The following is a 13,989-nucleotide window of genomic DNA, read 5'->3' on the forward strand; positions in this document are numbered from 1 at the left end:
GACTTCAAAGCTTCTCCAAAACCTATTTGTTGTTTCAAGGGTTTCTTAGCTCTATTTCGCTATTCACTTGCGTGAAGCTTTGCGGATGCATCATGAGCGACTTCGATCCCAAACGCCGCTTTTCGAAAGACGCGGTGCGCAATTTCAACGGCCCGGCCGGCGACGATAACCCCGGCGGCATGAACGACGTCGCCCGTCAGGTGGCGTCGCAATACCGGCGCGACACCATGTCGCCGATCATGGTCAGCGGCGTCTTGCGGATGGTCGAATTCGCACTGCTGTTCCTGTCGGGCCTGTGCATCTATTTTTACTATGTCGGCTTCTTCAACCATCTCGCCTGGCAATATCCGCTGGCGATCGCCGCCGCTTCGTCGCTCGCCGTGGTGCTGCTCGATGTCACCGACTGCTACCAGATCGTCTCGTTTATGCGGCCGCTCGCCAATTTCGGCCGTCTGCTGATGGTCTGGGCCGGCACCTTCGCCCTCATGGCGCTGACGGCATTCGCCGTGAAGATGTCGCAAGATTATTCGCGCCTGGTTTTCGGCACCTGGTTCGTCGTCGGCTTCATGCTGATCTTCGGCCTAAGGCTGCTGATGTCGAAGCTGATCCGGCGCTGGGCGCGCGACGGGCGCATGGAGCGCCGCGCCGTCATCGTCGGCGGCGGCACGACGGCGGAAGTCCTGATCCGCTCCGTCGAAAAGCAGCCCTACAACGACATCCGCATCTGCGGCATCTTCGACGACCGCGGCGACAAGCGCTCGCCGCCCATCGTCGCCGGCTATCCAAAACTCGGCACCGTTTCCGAGCTCATCGAGTTCGCCCGCATCGCCCGTATCGACATGCTGATCGTATCGCTGCCGCTGACCGCCGAATCGCGCGTCCTGCAGCTTTTGAAGAAGCTGTGGGTACTGCCTGTCGACATCCGGCTCTCGGCGCATTCGAACGCGCTGCAATTCCGGCCGCGCGCCTATTCCTACATCGGCTCGGTGCCGATGCTCGACATCTTCGACAGGCCGATCAACGACTGGGATTCGGTCGCCAAGCGCGCCTTCGACATCGTCTTCTCGATCATCGGCATCATCGTGTTCTCGCCGGTCATGCTGGCGACCGCGATCGCCATTAAGCTCGACAGCAAGGGACCGGTGCTGTTCCACCAGAAGCGGCATGGCTTCAACAACGAGATCATCGAGGTCTACAAGTTCCGTTCGATGTACACGGACAAGGCCGACCCGACGGCCAAGCAGACGGTGACCAAGAACGACCCGCGCGTCACCCGCGTCGGCCGCTTCATCCGCAAGACCTCGATCGACGAGTTGCCGCAGTTCTTCAATTCGCTTTTCGGTTCGCTGTCGCTGATCGGCCCGCGCCCGCACGCCATTGCCGCGCAGTCGCACAACCTTCTCTACAATGAGGTGGTCGACGGCTATTTCGCACGCCACAAGGTCAAGCCCGGCGTCACCGGCTGGGCGCAGATCAATGGCTGGCGCGGCGAGATGGATACCAACGAGAAGATCCGCATGCGGACGGAGTACGACCTCTATTATATCGAGAACTGGTCGTTGCTGTTCGATCTGAGGATCCTGTTCCTGACACCGATCCGGCTGCTCAATACGGAAAATGCCTATTGAGCGCAGTCGCGCATGAACTGTCGCCGGCCGCGGTCAACGCCAAGCTGATCGCGCTGATTGCGTCGGGCGCGGTTTTCCTCGGCGTCTTCCTGTCCGGCTTCGTCATCGCCGAGCCGGCGCCATACGACCTCTATATGGTCGCGCTGATGGCGGTGTGGGCCCTGTTCGGCCTGCGCATATCGCGCGCGGCGGCGCCGCTGCTGGTGCTGCTGGTGGTCATGAACATCGGCGGCATGATCGCGATGACCCAGATGTCGGATATTGCCGGCACCCCGCTCTATCTCGCCGTGTCACTGTTCCTGGCGTTTATCGCGGTGTTCTTCGCCTCGGTGACATCGGTCCAGCCAAATCTCTACCGGGTGATCTTCCGGGCCTATGTGATGTCGGCGGTGCTGACCTCGCTGCTCGGGATATCAGGCTATTTCCATGCCTTCCCGGGGGCGGAGATCTTCACCAGATACGACCGCGCCACCGGCGCCTTCCAGGATCCGAACGTGTTCGGGCCGTTTCTGGTGCTGCCCGGCATCTACCTGCTCCATCTCCTGCTGACCGGCCCCGTCTCCCGCATGCCGTTACTGGCGATGCCGCTGCTGATCATCACCGCCGGGATTTTCTTCTCGTTTTCGCGCGGCGCCTGGGGCATGTTCGGCGTTTCGGCGATCCTGCTCACCGGCGCCCTGTTCCTGCAGAGCGCGAGCGGAAAATTCCGGCTGCGTGTCGTCGTCATGACCATCGCCGCCATTTCGCTGCTGGTCATCGCGATGCTCGTCATCCTGCAGCTGCCGGGCGTCTCGGAAATGTTCTCCAGCCGCGCCCAGCTGGAACAGAGCTACGATACCGCCCGCCTCGGCCGTTTCGCCCGCTATATCTTCGGTTTCCAGATGGCGCTGGAGCATCCGCTCGGCATCGGCCCGCTCGTCTTCGGCACGATTTTCGGCGAGGACACGCACAACATCTGGCTGAAAATGCTGCTGGACTATGGCTGGCTCGGCTTCGTCTCGTTCCTGACGCTGACCTGCTGGACGATGGCAGCCGGCTTCCGCATTCTCCTGCGCGACAGGCCGTGGCAGCCCTATCTTCTGTGCGCCTATGTCGCCTTCACCGGCAATATCGCGCTGGGCACCTTCATCGACATCGATCACTGGCGCCACGTCTATCTGCTGCTCGGACTTACCTGGGGCGCGATCGCGCTCGAATATCGCCATCAGCGGCAGACCGGCGGCGCTGCCGTCGCCGGCGGCTAAGGCATGATGGATTTCTGGGGCAAGTCTAAGTCTTGAAAATGGTCGGAGTCCGGCAGTGGGGGTAGCGAGTGGTGGTCTTAGCCATTGCCGTCGAATATGGCGGGAACTCGCTGCAGGGCTGGTGATGGGCATAGGCATAGCCGTCGGCATGGCGCTGGCCGGATGAACTTAGGCGAGCGTTGCGCAATCTAACGTATAGGCGGCAACGCCATCACTACGACCGCGGCAACGGCCGTATCCGGGGCCGAAACGTTGATCGTCATCTAAGCACCCCACCAAACGATGGCTGCACACAGCAAAAACACGAGCGTGGCACCCGCGATGAACATACCTCTTCGCGTTCGCCACCTTGGCGGCTCAGCCGGCACAAGCCTGAACCGCTGGGCATGCTCCGTTGCGATTTTCAGTAGGGCTGCAGCCGTTTCGCGTGGCGTCCACCCCTTCGCTTCCGAGGCAGTCACCAAGGCTGCAAATGCGGCTTCCAAGGCGACTTCACAGTTGACGTCCCGATCTGGGCTACACTTTGGCAATATGGGTGGTTGCACGGCTTGGGACATGCACACAAAGCGGCTCGCGGATGAAAGGTTCCCACGTTTCGAGCCCTTCACTTTCGAAGGTCGGCTTCCAGGTGCGGTTCCGCTCTCGCTGCTGGCTTTTGTCGTCGGGAATGAACGTGAAGAACACCGGGCGGCGGTCGCGGCCTTCGGCCTTGCATTTTGAGCAGCCAAACAGCCCGACCAGATCCTGATGCATCGATCCGTGATCTGATCCGAGCCTGTCGATCAGCGCTTGGCCGCCGATCGTCGGCCCGTTCACGGCGCGATTCGGGCGGCATGGCCCAGCCTGGCACGGCCCAGAAAAGGAAAGGGCCCAGAAAGGCCCCAATTTCTCGTTTTCGCGGCTCAGTTAGTTTCCCCGGATTTCAAATAAGCCTTAGGGTTCTAAGGGCTTATTTGGTCGGAGTGGCCGGATTCGAACCGACGACCCCTTGACCCCCAGTCTTAAATACTGGCTATCAGCGCATCGCAGCCATTGTCATTCTTTGCTTTAAATGCCTGTAAAATATAGTAAATGACAGAAGCTGAAACCTGAGCCCGCTTGACTATCCCGCACCAACAGCCTAATAGCTGGCTACACAGTGGCTACACGGAGCGGGAAATGGCTATTTTGAAGATCACGGCGGACGCGGTTTCGGATGTCATGAAATCGGCGCGACCGAACAAGACGACGTTCTATTTCGACGCCGAATTGAAGGGCTTTGGCTTCTACCGGACACCTGGCAACGTTGGGACGTTCTTCGCCGAATACCGACCAGTGGCTGGCGGCGCCAAGAAGCGATTGAAACTCGGTTCGGTCGGAACGCTTAAGGCCAACGAGGCTCGAGATGCGGCCCGCCGCACGATTGCCAGCGCAGCGCTTGGGAAAGACCTTGCGAAAGGGCGCGCCGACGAGCGGGCAAGCGGTACGGTTAAGCAGCTGGTCGCCGACTATATCAAGGGCAAGGATATGAAGGCGTCAACGCGCGACTTTTACAACATCACACTGAAGACCCACATCGAGCCGCAGATCGGCACGACGAAAGCCGTCGCCCTAACTCGGGTCGAAGTCCAGCGGGCGCATTCTGCTATGTCGAAGAAGGCTCGCTACAGTGCAAATCGCGCAATGGCTTTGCTTTCCGCCGCCTATGTATGGGGCGCCAAGCGAGGTTATGTGCCCGAAGGAATGAATCCAGCCGCAAAGATAGATCGCAACAAGGAAGAGGCGCGCGAGCGGTTCCTGACGGCCGACGAAATGGCGCAACTGGGTGACGCCATACGCGAGGCCGAAACGGTTGGCATTCCTCACAAGCAATCAGACAGCAAGCACGCGCCGAAAGAGAAGAACAGAACCGTCTACGGGCCGCACGTGACAGGCGCCATACGGCTCTTGATGCTGACCGGCTGCCGCTTGCGAGAAGTCCTCAACTTGCGCTGGTCCGAATACGACGAGAAGCGCGGCTTGCTGCTCCTTCCGGATTCGAAGACGGGACGAAAGACCGTAGTGCTATCTGCAGCGGCCCAAGCCGTGTTGGATGCACTTCCGCGTGTCGGCAAGTTCGTGATCGCGGGGCACTCCGCCGCTACCGAGCATGAGGCGCCCCGCGCCGATCTGAAGAAACCATGGGCGGCCATCGCTGGCAGGGCGGGGCTTGGCGATGTGCATCTGCACGACCTGCGGCACACCTTTGCATCTGTCGGCGCAGGGGACGGCATGTCCCTGCCGATGATCGGAAAGCTGCTTGGTCACGCCGACGCCGGTACAACGCAGCGCTACGCACACTTGCACGTCGACCCGGTGCGCGCCGCAGCCGACACCATTGCAGGCAAAATTGCCGACGCCATAGGTAGTGGCAAATAAGCGACAGTTATCTGCGGTTGTCAGGAATAATGCTGACACACACGGCACGCAATGGAATAAAATCCGCGAGACCAATACATTTAGTGTTTGCAGGCAGGCTCAACGCTAGATAGAGCGACGGCCCGTTTCAAGCACACCACTGCGGGATTGTAATCCCGCGTCAACCTTTGGTCCCGCGGAGGATTCAATGTCTATCAAAATGCGAACGCCGGCTGCAGCCGTCTACATCTCGAAATCGTCGTCATGGCTGAACAAGAGCCGTATGGACGGAAGCGGCCCGGCTTTTATGCGGCTGGGCAGAAGCATCGTCTACGATTCGAGCGATCTGGATATGTGGATGACAGAGCGGCGGGTTGCCGCCAACGATAATCAACGCGCATCGAGGGCTGCGGCATGAAGATCGAACTGACCGCCGAAGAGGAAAACCTAGCCGCCCAAATTGAGTTCGATCCAGGCAAGGTACGCGACCACGAAGATTGGAAGCGAAACAGCGAATTGGCGTTCCGCTTAGGAAGTTCAATCCTCGATCGTAAGGCAGTTCCGGACCATCGGCATCGGTACTTCACGGACGCCGATTACAACCCGGCCGGGCGCGGAAAATCTCGGAGGGAACGCTGGCGGGCAAACGGCAACACCGATGGCGACATTTTAAGACACAACAACTTCCTGCCGTTCCTCCGTTATTTTATTTACGGCCCTGATCTTCCGCTTGGCCTGATTGAAGCCTTTAAAACTCGTGTCGCAGAATGTGGTCAAGTCACGTCCGGTGACATCCCGATGCTGACCAAATATGCCCGTCAGATTTGGCGAGAATCCGGCAGGATTTATGACGCGGATAGGTTCTATCAGATGGCTTTGGAGTGCGGCCTGAACAACTTCCGCGCCCCTTCAATCTATCGCGCAATTCGGGAAGCCAAGTAACCCTCCCCTACCCGCGCCTCGGCCAAGCGTCGACTTCAACCCCATCCGGCAAGCGCCGGGGCGCGGCTCTACTGCCATTGGCAGCAAATCTGGAAAACGGAAACTTCAGTGAAGATCGTCAACTTTAGAAAGTTCGACGGTCGAACCAGTGCGCGTGGCTTTCGCTGCGTTGGCAGGTTCGCCGTCGACATCAACGAAGAAATCAGAATTTTCGACTGGCAACTGATAGCCACGCCGAAGGGTGACCACTTGGCTTACGCCCCATCCGGCGTGACAGCCCGCGGAGTTATATCGCTGTCGCCAGCTTGCCGCGCGCACGTCGCCAGCCTTGCAGAAATCGAACTGAAGAGTGCAAACGATAATGAACGCGCAAGCGCAGCCTGAAACATTTCTTGACCTGATCAAAGCGGGCGACATAGAGCGACTCGCGAGCTTCCACTACGGAAACATGGCCAGAACCGGCGGCTCTATCATGGTGGCACCGGAGGGTGTCGGCTTCGACGATTACACGTTCAAGCGTGACCTTCTACAGCCGCGCGCCGACAGCGAACCGGCCGACATGGACGAAGCTTTGCGGTGGTGCGTAGTTGTCGATCATATCCCTGAGTGCGACTCCGATACGGCTGGCATTGTCTATATTGAAAGAGACACCGGCAGCACTGCAATCTCTGCGCTCTGCGGTCCAGCCCACGACCACAATGTCGCCATCGGCATGATTGCGCGCGACCTGAAGGCGGAACAGTCTGACGGACTTCCACGGTCGAAGAGCGCCGAGCGCATCCGCAGGAAGTGGAAGACGATCAAGTTGGACTTCAGCCCGCCCATGGTGGCGAACGAAAACAAGCCCAAATCGCGATTCCGGGTGACGTGGTTTGACGACATCGCAGGCAGCAGCCCGAAAGAGACCATCATCAAGGGCGTGTTCGGCGTTCGCGAGTTCACCATGGTTTCGGGAATGCCGGGAAGCGGCAAGTCCGTCATCATGACTGATGCCGCCTGTCACGTAGCAGCGGGCCGCGAGTGGCACGGCAGGAAGGTAAAGCAGGGTCTCGTCATCTACGTTGCCGCCGAGCGGCAGGCACTCACTGAACGGCGTATGCTGGCGTTCCGCAAGGTGCACGGCGTCAAGGACGTGCCGCTCTTGGTGCTTGGCGGCATGATCGACCTTACCACAGGGTTGGCCGACGCTGACGCTTTGGCGACGGTCATCAACGATGCTGGGAAGGCGTGCGGCGAGCCGTGCGTATGGATCATCATCGATACGCTGACGCGCACCTTCGGGCCTGGCGACCAGCACCAATCGAAGGACATGGCGAAGTTCATACGGTCCTGCGATCTCTTGTCGGAAAAGACCAAGGCGCACGTCACCGTTATCCACCACACAGGATGGACGGGGGACCGCGGCAAAGGTGCGATCGATCTGGATGGCGCGGTTGACGCCAGCTTCATGGTCAAGAAGTCGGCCAGCGGATACGCCTTAGAATGTGACGGCGCTAACGATAGTGACGAAGGCACGATTTGCCACTTCAACATGAAGGGCATCGAGGTAGGCACGGACGATGAGGGCGAGCCGACATTCGCACCAGTAGTGATACCTTCGGATGGCGTCAGCGCCGGAGAGCATCTCGTGTCGACGCTGAAGGGGCATAATGCGAAGGCGCTGGAAGTCCTTACCGACGCATGCCGCGAGACAGGTAATCCGGTAGGCGAAGACGAATGGCGCGAGGCGTTCTATGCGACAGATACAAAAGCCAAACAGGGCACGCTCAAGACGCGATTCCAGCGCGCGCGCGAAGCCCTCACCAAGCAGGGAGACGTCTACTATCACGAAGGCAGGTATTGGGTCAGGCAAGACGGTTCAGACGGCACATGTGCCGATGATGTGCCGTGTACCGATAGTGATTTGGCACCAGACAGCAGCGGTACATACGGCACACACCCTTTAGGGTGTGCCGATGTGCCGCCTGATGTGCCCCTGAATGATGAAGTTGTTCCGACTGACTTCAATCAAGACGACATTCCCGCTTTCTTGAAAAAAGGTGCAGCATGAGCCAGGCAATCAGATATCGGGGAACACTTCCGCTTTTGAACTGGCTTCGGAGAAACCATGCCGAGTCCGTCCAAGCCTTCGCTCGCGCCCTTGTGGACATGAAGCCGGCCGCCAGCGCGAATGCTGATGTGCTCGATCGGGAAATGAGGCCAACTGTCGGCGAACTGATGCGGGCTGCTAGCGATGCTTTCCGGGTCTATGTGCGTGATGGCGTGCGGCATGTCGGAAAGGGTTATCGGCGCATACCCGGCAAGACCTACCGCGACGATGAATGGCAGTTCCTTGGCGACCTCACTTTCTACCGCGGCGCGCTCAAGGAATGGGGGCAAACCAAAGCCGGAAAGAAACTTAAGCCGAAGGACGACGTGAGGGGCAACGGTAAGAACAAGCGAAGCCCGTCCGCCTATCTGAAGGTGCGTCCGACGACGCCGCTTCCTGGTGATGCCGTTGGGCTGGAACGCGTGGCATGCTTGCCCACAGGCGCAGGTGGCAACGGCACGTTCTACGATCCGCTTCCCGGCGTTGAAGAGGCTCGCAAAGAGCTAGCCCGCCTGATGGACGACGCGCCGCCTATCACGAAGTGCTCGACCGTCACGGCGAAGGGCGCTCACTTCTTTGGCGGCATCTCGCGTCCGAAACAGGGGACCAACTCAGGCACCGTCGGCGTATGGGACTCGCCAGAGAAGCCCAAGGGCGAGGCTGGTGAAGTATTGGACGAGGTGGCGGCAGGCGGTTCGCTAAAGTCCCTCGGCGTGAGGCTTGGCTATGGCCCGCAGTATGCAGACCGAGCAGCAAAGCGAGCACTGCTCGATACCGCCAAGATGTTGGTTGCGATGAACGACAACAACGGAAGGACGAATATCTCTGGCGCGCGGAGGGAAGTGATATGAAGCAGCCCTTATTGCGCAGCCAGACGGCGCGCAATAAGATCAAGGAAACGGAGGGGAAAATGAAACGGCTCGCGGTACTAGCATTGATCGCTGCAGGATTGTTCTCATCAAGCGCCTTTGCGATTGAAAATGTGCAACGACTACTGGATCAATGTAACGCTAGAATGGACAGTGTCGATTTCATGTATTGCATTGGGTATGTCGGCGGGGTGTCTGATCTCATGGTTTTAAATGGGGGAGCCCTCAAGAGCAATCCTTCGATGGGTGCTTTAAAGAACGTTTCGATGTGTCCGCCAACCGCCGTGACGTATGGCGCTTCTCGACAAGCATTTGTTAATTGGTCTCAAAAGCACCCGGAGATGTGGTCGAAGACCATGGGTTTGGGGGTAGTTTTGGCCCTGCGTGAGGTTTGGCCGTGCCCGTAATGTAAACCAACGCTCCACCTCTGCATGATGTGCCAAATCGTGGCGCGTTGCAGCGTATATGCATGAGAAATATTATTGGGCGACCATTGCGTCGCCCTCCTTTCTTTGTGCCGTATGCCCAGTCCGGTACGTCGCCAGCGTGATGCTGGTGCTTGGCCATGCCTGTCAGCGTGACGCGTGACGGGTGTGGCCCTTTTGTTTGCCCAAATCACAATCTTATCACCGTAAGGAGGCCGGACATGGCCGAATGGACAGCCCGCGGCTTCAGTGTCGCGGAAGCCGCTGCCTTGGCCGGACTTCGGCGCGGCACGCTAGACGCATGGGTGCATCGCATCCGCGAAGCCGAAATCCTTTTTAGCGAACGGCGCGGTGATCGGCGATGGTTCAGCCCGCAGGACATTTGCGTTCTGCGTGTCGGCTACGAACTCGAGCGCGCTGGCCGAGGCTGGCTAACTGCTATCGGCCAGGCATTCGAGCACCTGCAGGAGCAGCCGCCCGACGATGCAGTGCTGGTGGTCGACGTCATGTCTGTTTCGTCAGCGTCCGATCGCGACGTTGAGCGCTTGGCCGTCGATAAATCAAAAATCCTGGTACCGATCGGCACCATTTCTGCCGATATCATCGCGCGCTGCGCCGAAATTTATGGAGGTGCCAATGTGGCCGTTTAAATCCCACCAGCCGCCTGTCGAGACTAAATCCCTCGCCGCCCCTGACGAGGAATTGCTAGCCATTCTAGGCGCCACGGTGATCGGTACGGCTGCGGTATCGGCCAGCATCGCGCTTACGGTGCCTGCGGTGCGCAACGCCGTCTCCGTGATTGCGGAAAGCGCGGCTACAATGTGCCTCACCGTCAAGCGCAAGGTTGACGGCGAAGAAACTGACGTTCCCGATTTCCCCGCGCTGAAGCTTCTGACCGGCCAGGCAAATAGCTGGACGAGCGGCTTTGAACTAATACGCGACTTAGTTGCCCAAGCTCTTACGCAGGACAAAGGCGGCCTGGCTTGGGTCAACAGGCCGCAAGGACGGCCGGCCGAGATCATCCGGTATGAGTCTAGCGTCATCGACGTTCAGTTCGACCCGGTGACCGGCGAGCCGACATACCGATTGAGCGGCAAGGTTACCCCTGCGGCCGACATCATCCACGTCCGCGGCGCATTCTCGAAATGCCCGCTGACGCAATGCGCTGAAGCAATTGGCGTCGCAAAGGCCATGGAGGCGTATGCCGCCAAGCTGTGGACCGCAGGGGCTAAACCTTCAGGCGTGATCCAATTCCCCGGCAAGCTTGGCGACGAAGGATTGAAACGCATGAAGGCCGGATGGCAGGCTGCTCATGCCGGAAGCGCCAATGCCGGATCTACTGCAATCCTGTGGGAGGGCGCCACTTGGGAGCAAATCACTCTCAACAGCACCGACGCCCAATATCTTGAGAACAGAAATTACCAGCTCGCAGATATCGCCCGCGCATTCAATATTCCACAACATATGATCGGAAAGCTCGACCGCGCAACGTGGTCAACTTCCGAGCAGGCTGCGAAGGAATACTTGACTTTTACTTTGCTTCCATGGCTTCGCGTTCTGGAATCTGCTTTCAACCGTGCGCTGCTGACCGACGAAGAGCGAGGCGAGTACCGTTTCGCCTTCGATCTGGACGACTTCACGCAGGCCGACATCACTGCTCGAGCCACAGCGATTAGCACGCTCATTACAGCCAAGGTGCTCTCAAGTAACGAAGCACGTTCCTGGCTCGGCCTTGGTCCCCGCACAGGTGGCGACGTCTACGAAAACCCGAATACCGGCACCAAGCCCGCCAACGACAACACCCCACCCACCAAACAGGAGGCCGCCGCGTGAGCAGCGCCGAGACGGAACTAATGGAGCGCCTAGAATTTAAGGCGGCCTTCACAACCGACGACACTGGTGCAATCACCGGCAAGGCTTGGGACTTCTCTAGCCCTGACCGTGTCGGCGACGTTATCGAGCCGGCCGCTTTTGCTGGTGCCGTCGGCAAGTCGATTCCCATGCTTATGGCTCATGATCAGGCCCAAGCCGTCGGGGTGTGGGACAGCATATCCGTCGAAGCAGACGGGCTAAAAGTCAGCGGAAAACTCCTCGTCAATGACGTGGTGCGCGCTGCAGAATGCCGGGCACTCGTCCGCGCTGGAGGCATCACGGGTCTATCCGTGGGCTTCGTTACGACCAAGGCCGCTCCCCGTCGCGGGGGTGGCCGCACCATCCAGAACCTAGACCTAGTCGAGTGCTCGCTTGTACCCGTTCCGGCTCACCCCGGCGCGCGCATCACCAATATAAAGGATCTCCCTTTGACCACCGAAAACACCAATCCGACTGCCGAACTTGAGACGAAGCTGGCCGCAGCGGAAACCAAGATTACCGCCGCCGAGACTAAAGCTGCTGAAGCGGTCGCAGCGCTTAAGGCGCGCATTGACGGCATGGAAGTGAAGCTCAACCGTCCGAATGTCATCACCGACAAGAAGGACGAGCCGTCCGTCGAAACGAAGGCGTTTGCCGAATATCTCCGCATGGGCGACCGCGCCACGGAACTGAAGACGTTGACGGTTAGCTCGGACGCACAGGGCGGCTATCTCGCACCGGCCGAGATGAGTGCGGAGTTCATCCGCAATCTGGTCGAGTACAGCCCTATCCGCGCTATTGCGTCGGTTCGCACCACGGGCAATGCGTCGGTTCTATACCCGAAGCGCAACACCGTAACGAACGCGGCCTGGCGCGGCGAGACGCAGGCGGCCACATCGAGCGAACCGACTTTCGGGCAGGCTGAAGTCGTGATCAGGGAGGTTAACACCTTTGTCGACATCTCCAACCAGCTGCTTGCTGACAGCGCCGGCCAGGCCGAAGCGGAAGTGCGCCTCGCGCTAGCCGAGGACTTCGGTCAGAAGGAAGGCTTGGCTTTCGTGAATGGCGCCGGCACGCTCGATCCGGAAGGCCTGATGACGAATGCCGACATCGGCTTCACTGTTTCGGGCGCCGCGTCGACGCTGACTGCCGATGGCCTCATTAGCACGTTCTACGCGCTTCCAGCCGCTTATCGTAACACCGGCACCTGGCTTATGAACGGCACCAGCTTGGCCGCTGTTCGAAAAATGAAAGACTCGGTGACGGGCGCCTATATCTGGCAGCCGGCGCTTTCGCTCGGCGCTCCGGAATCGTTACTCGGAAGGCCCGTTGTTGAGGCGGTAGACATGCCCGACGTCGGTGCCGGCAACTTCCCTGTGCTGTTCGGCGACTTCAGCGGATATCGCATTGTAGACCGCCTCGCGCTGTCGATCCTTGTCAACCCGTATCTGCTTGCGACCAACGGCATCACCCGCGTGCATGCCACCCGTCGCGTTGGCGCGGGCGTGCTGCAACCCGCCAAGTTCCGCAAGGTGAAGATCGCCGCATCCTAATCAATCCCCCCAATATCGGGCGGTCCTCTGTGGCCGCCCATTTCCCCATTCATAGGAGCGCACCATGCGTGACATCTACAATAACATCGAAGTCGACCAGGCAATCATCCCGGCCGTCTATGCGGCCACTACGGTGGGCGCCGTTGTCGACCTACTCGGCTACAACTCCGCCGCTCTGGTAATCAACAGCGGCGCGATTGCAGGCGCCGGCCTTTACGCCGTGTCCCTTGAAGAGTCGGACGCTTCCGGCAGTGGCTTCGCCGCTGTTGCGGCTGGCGACATGCAGGGCACGCTGCCGGCTTCGCTTGCCGCGGATAGCGTAGTGAAGGTCGGGTACTTGGGGCTCAAGAGGTATTTGCGGGCCACCATCACCAAGACTTCCGGCACCTCGATCGCGGCGGGCGCTGTCATCGTTAAGGGCAACGCAGCTTCGAAGCCGGTAGCCTAACGATGGCGACACAGCTTCTAGCGGTCGGATCGACAGCGGCCAGTTCGTCTGATTTGGTTGTTGCGTCGGGCACCCCTGTTACGGTCGTGCTCAATTCAGTTGTCGATGACGACGCCACAGTGAGGATTGAAATCAAGGATCCGGCTGGCGCGTATTGCGCGGTTGGCTTCCTGACTAGTTCGCAGCCAGCAACTGCTATCACCGCCGCGGGCACCTATCGCTTTACGCGTATTGCCGCTGGCGCGTGCGGCGTGTTCAGCGCCTAACCACTTCGGCGGGGGACATTGAGGGTACCGCCACGCCTTGCGTGGCTTGCGGGCCTGCCCGACAGATGCGGCCCGCCACTTAGTTCAGTAATCCGTACAATCTGCAAAGGTCCAGACACCAGCCGCTTTCTCCTTTCCCTACTGGTCTCGTGGGTTGCGGCGAAGGGTTCAAGCGGGCGGGGGGGGGGGGGGGGGGCGGGCCCCCCGCGGCGAGGAGGCGGGGCGTAAGAACAAGGGGCAGCACTACAAGCGCGGACCCCCCACCACAACCCCCCAGGGTCGGAGGGGGGGGGAGCCG

Annotated in this window: 15 protein-coding genes; 14 read left to right on the top strand and 1 reads right to left on the bottom strand. The window is 59.6% G+C overall.

Annotated features, from left to right (window positions below; translation table 11 throughout):
• Positions 1-92: 92 nt before the first annotated feature.
• Both AC0L15_RS18425 and AC0L15_RS18430 read left to right on the top strand, forming a co-directional pair.
• Positions 93-1,628, top strand: coding sequence for an undecaprenyl-phosphate glucose phosphotransferase (locus tag AC0L15_RS18425; protein WP_287247574.1), 1,536 nt, complete (start codon positions 93-95; stop codon positions 1,626-1,628).
• Positions 1,625-2,872, top strand: a complete 1,248-nt coding sequence (locus AC0L15_RS18430) for an O-antigen ligase family protein (RefSeq protein WP_287247575.1) — start codon at positions 1,625-1,627, stop codon at positions 2,870-2,872. Before AC0L15_RS18425 ends, AC0L15_RS18430 begins: the two co-directional genes overlap by 4 nt.
• A 516-nt stretch (positions 2,873-3,388) precedes the next feature.
• Here the strand turns inward: AC0L15_RS18430 and AC0L15_RS18435 are convergent.
• A complete protein-coding gene (locus AC0L15_RS18435) occupies positions 3,389-3,625 on the bottom strand; it encodes a hypothetical protein (protein ID WP_287247576.1) in 237 nt (78 codons plus the stop codon).
• Positions 3,626-4,030: 405 nt separating this feature from the next.
• Between AC0L15_RS18435 and AC0L15_RS18440 the strand changes: the two genes are divergently transcribed.
• The 12 genes from AC0L15_RS18440 to AC0L15_RS18495 all read left to right on the top strand — a co-directional run bounded on the left by AC0L15_RS18440 (position 4,031) and on the right by AC0L15_RS18495 (position 13,691).
• Positions 4,031-5,269 carry a tyrosine-type recombinase/integrase gene (locus AC0L15_RS18440; protein WP_473496690.1) on the top strand — a complete coding sequence of 413 codons (1,239 nt, stop codon included), beginning with the start codon at positions 4,031-4,033 and terminating at the stop codon, positions 5,267-5,269.
• Between the two features lie 187 nt (positions 5,270-5,456).
• Entirely contained in the window at positions 5,457-5,666 is a 210-nt protein-coding gene (locus AC0L15_RS18445; RefSeq protein WP_473496691.1) for a DNA-binding protein, read from the top strand.
• Complete coding sequence (locus AC0L15_RS18450) at positions 5,663-6,190, top strand: hypothetical protein (RefSeq protein WP_473496692.1); 528 nt, start codon at positions 5,663-5,665, stop codon at positions 6,188-6,190. The genes AC0L15_RS18445 and AC0L15_RS18450 overlap by 4 nt, the downstream gene beginning before the upstream one ends.
• Before the next feature lie 108 nt (positions 6,191-6,298).
• On the top strand, positions 6,299-6,574 hold the full coding sequence (locus tag AC0L15_RS18455) for a hypothetical protein (protein ID WP_473496693.1): 276 nt from the start codon (positions 6,299-6,301) through the stop codon (positions 6,572-6,574).
• A complete protein-coding gene (locus AC0L15_RS18460) occupies positions 6,552-8,240 on the top strand; it encodes an AAA family ATPase (RefSeq protein ID WP_473496694.1) in 1,689 nt (562 codons plus the stop codon). The genes AC0L15_RS18455 and AC0L15_RS18460 overlap by 23 nt, the downstream gene beginning before the upstream one ends.
• On the top strand, positions 8,237-9,130 hold the full coding sequence (locus tag AC0L15_RS18465) for a hypothetical protein (protein WP_473496695.1): 894 nt from the start codon (positions 8,237-8,239) through the stop codon (positions 9,128-9,130). The genes AC0L15_RS18460 and AC0L15_RS18465 overlap by 4 nt, the downstream gene beginning before the upstream one ends.
• Complete coding sequence (locus AC0L15_RS18470; protein WP_473496696.1) at positions 9,127-9,555, top strand: Rap1a/Tai family immunity protein; 429 nt, start codon at positions 9,127-9,129, stop codon at positions 9,553-9,555. The genes AC0L15_RS18465 and AC0L15_RS18470 overlap by 4 nt, the downstream gene beginning before the upstream one ends.
• Positions 9,556-9,713: 158 nt before the next feature.
• Entirely contained in the window at positions 9,714-10,223 is a 510-nt protein-coding gene (locus AC0L15_RS18475; protein ID WP_473496697.1) for a helix-turn-helix domain-containing protein, read from the top strand.
• A complete protein-coding gene (locus AC0L15_RS18480) occupies positions 10,210-11,406 on the top strand; it encodes a phage portal protein (RefSeq protein WP_473496698.1) in 1,197 nt (398 codons plus the stop codon). The genes AC0L15_RS18475 and AC0L15_RS18480 overlap by 14 nt, the downstream gene beginning before the upstream one ends.
• Positions 11,403-12,977 carry a phage major capsid protein gene (locus tag AC0L15_RS18485; RefSeq protein WP_473496699.1) on the top strand — a complete coding sequence of 525 codons (1,575 nt, stop codon included), beginning with the start codon at positions 11,403-11,405 and terminating at the stop codon, positions 12,975-12,977. The genes AC0L15_RS18480 and AC0L15_RS18485 overlap by 4 nt, the downstream gene beginning before the upstream one ends.
• A 64-nt stretch (positions 12,978-13,041) precedes the next feature.
• Complete coding sequence (locus AC0L15_RS18490; RefSeq protein WP_473496700.1) at positions 13,042-13,425, top strand: hypothetical protein; 384 nt, start codon at positions 13,042-13,044, stop codon at positions 13,423-13,425.
• 2 nt (positions 13,426-13,427) lie between these two features.
• Positions 13,428-13,691 carry a hypothetical protein gene (locus AC0L15_RS18495; protein ID WP_473496701.1) on the top strand — a complete coding sequence of 88 codons (264 nt, stop codon included), beginning with the start codon at positions 13,428-13,430 and terminating at the stop codon, positions 13,689-13,691.
• Positions 13,692-13,989: the final 298 nt, after the last annotated feature.

The organism is Mesorhizobium sp. WSM4846 (genome assembly GCF_055811415.1).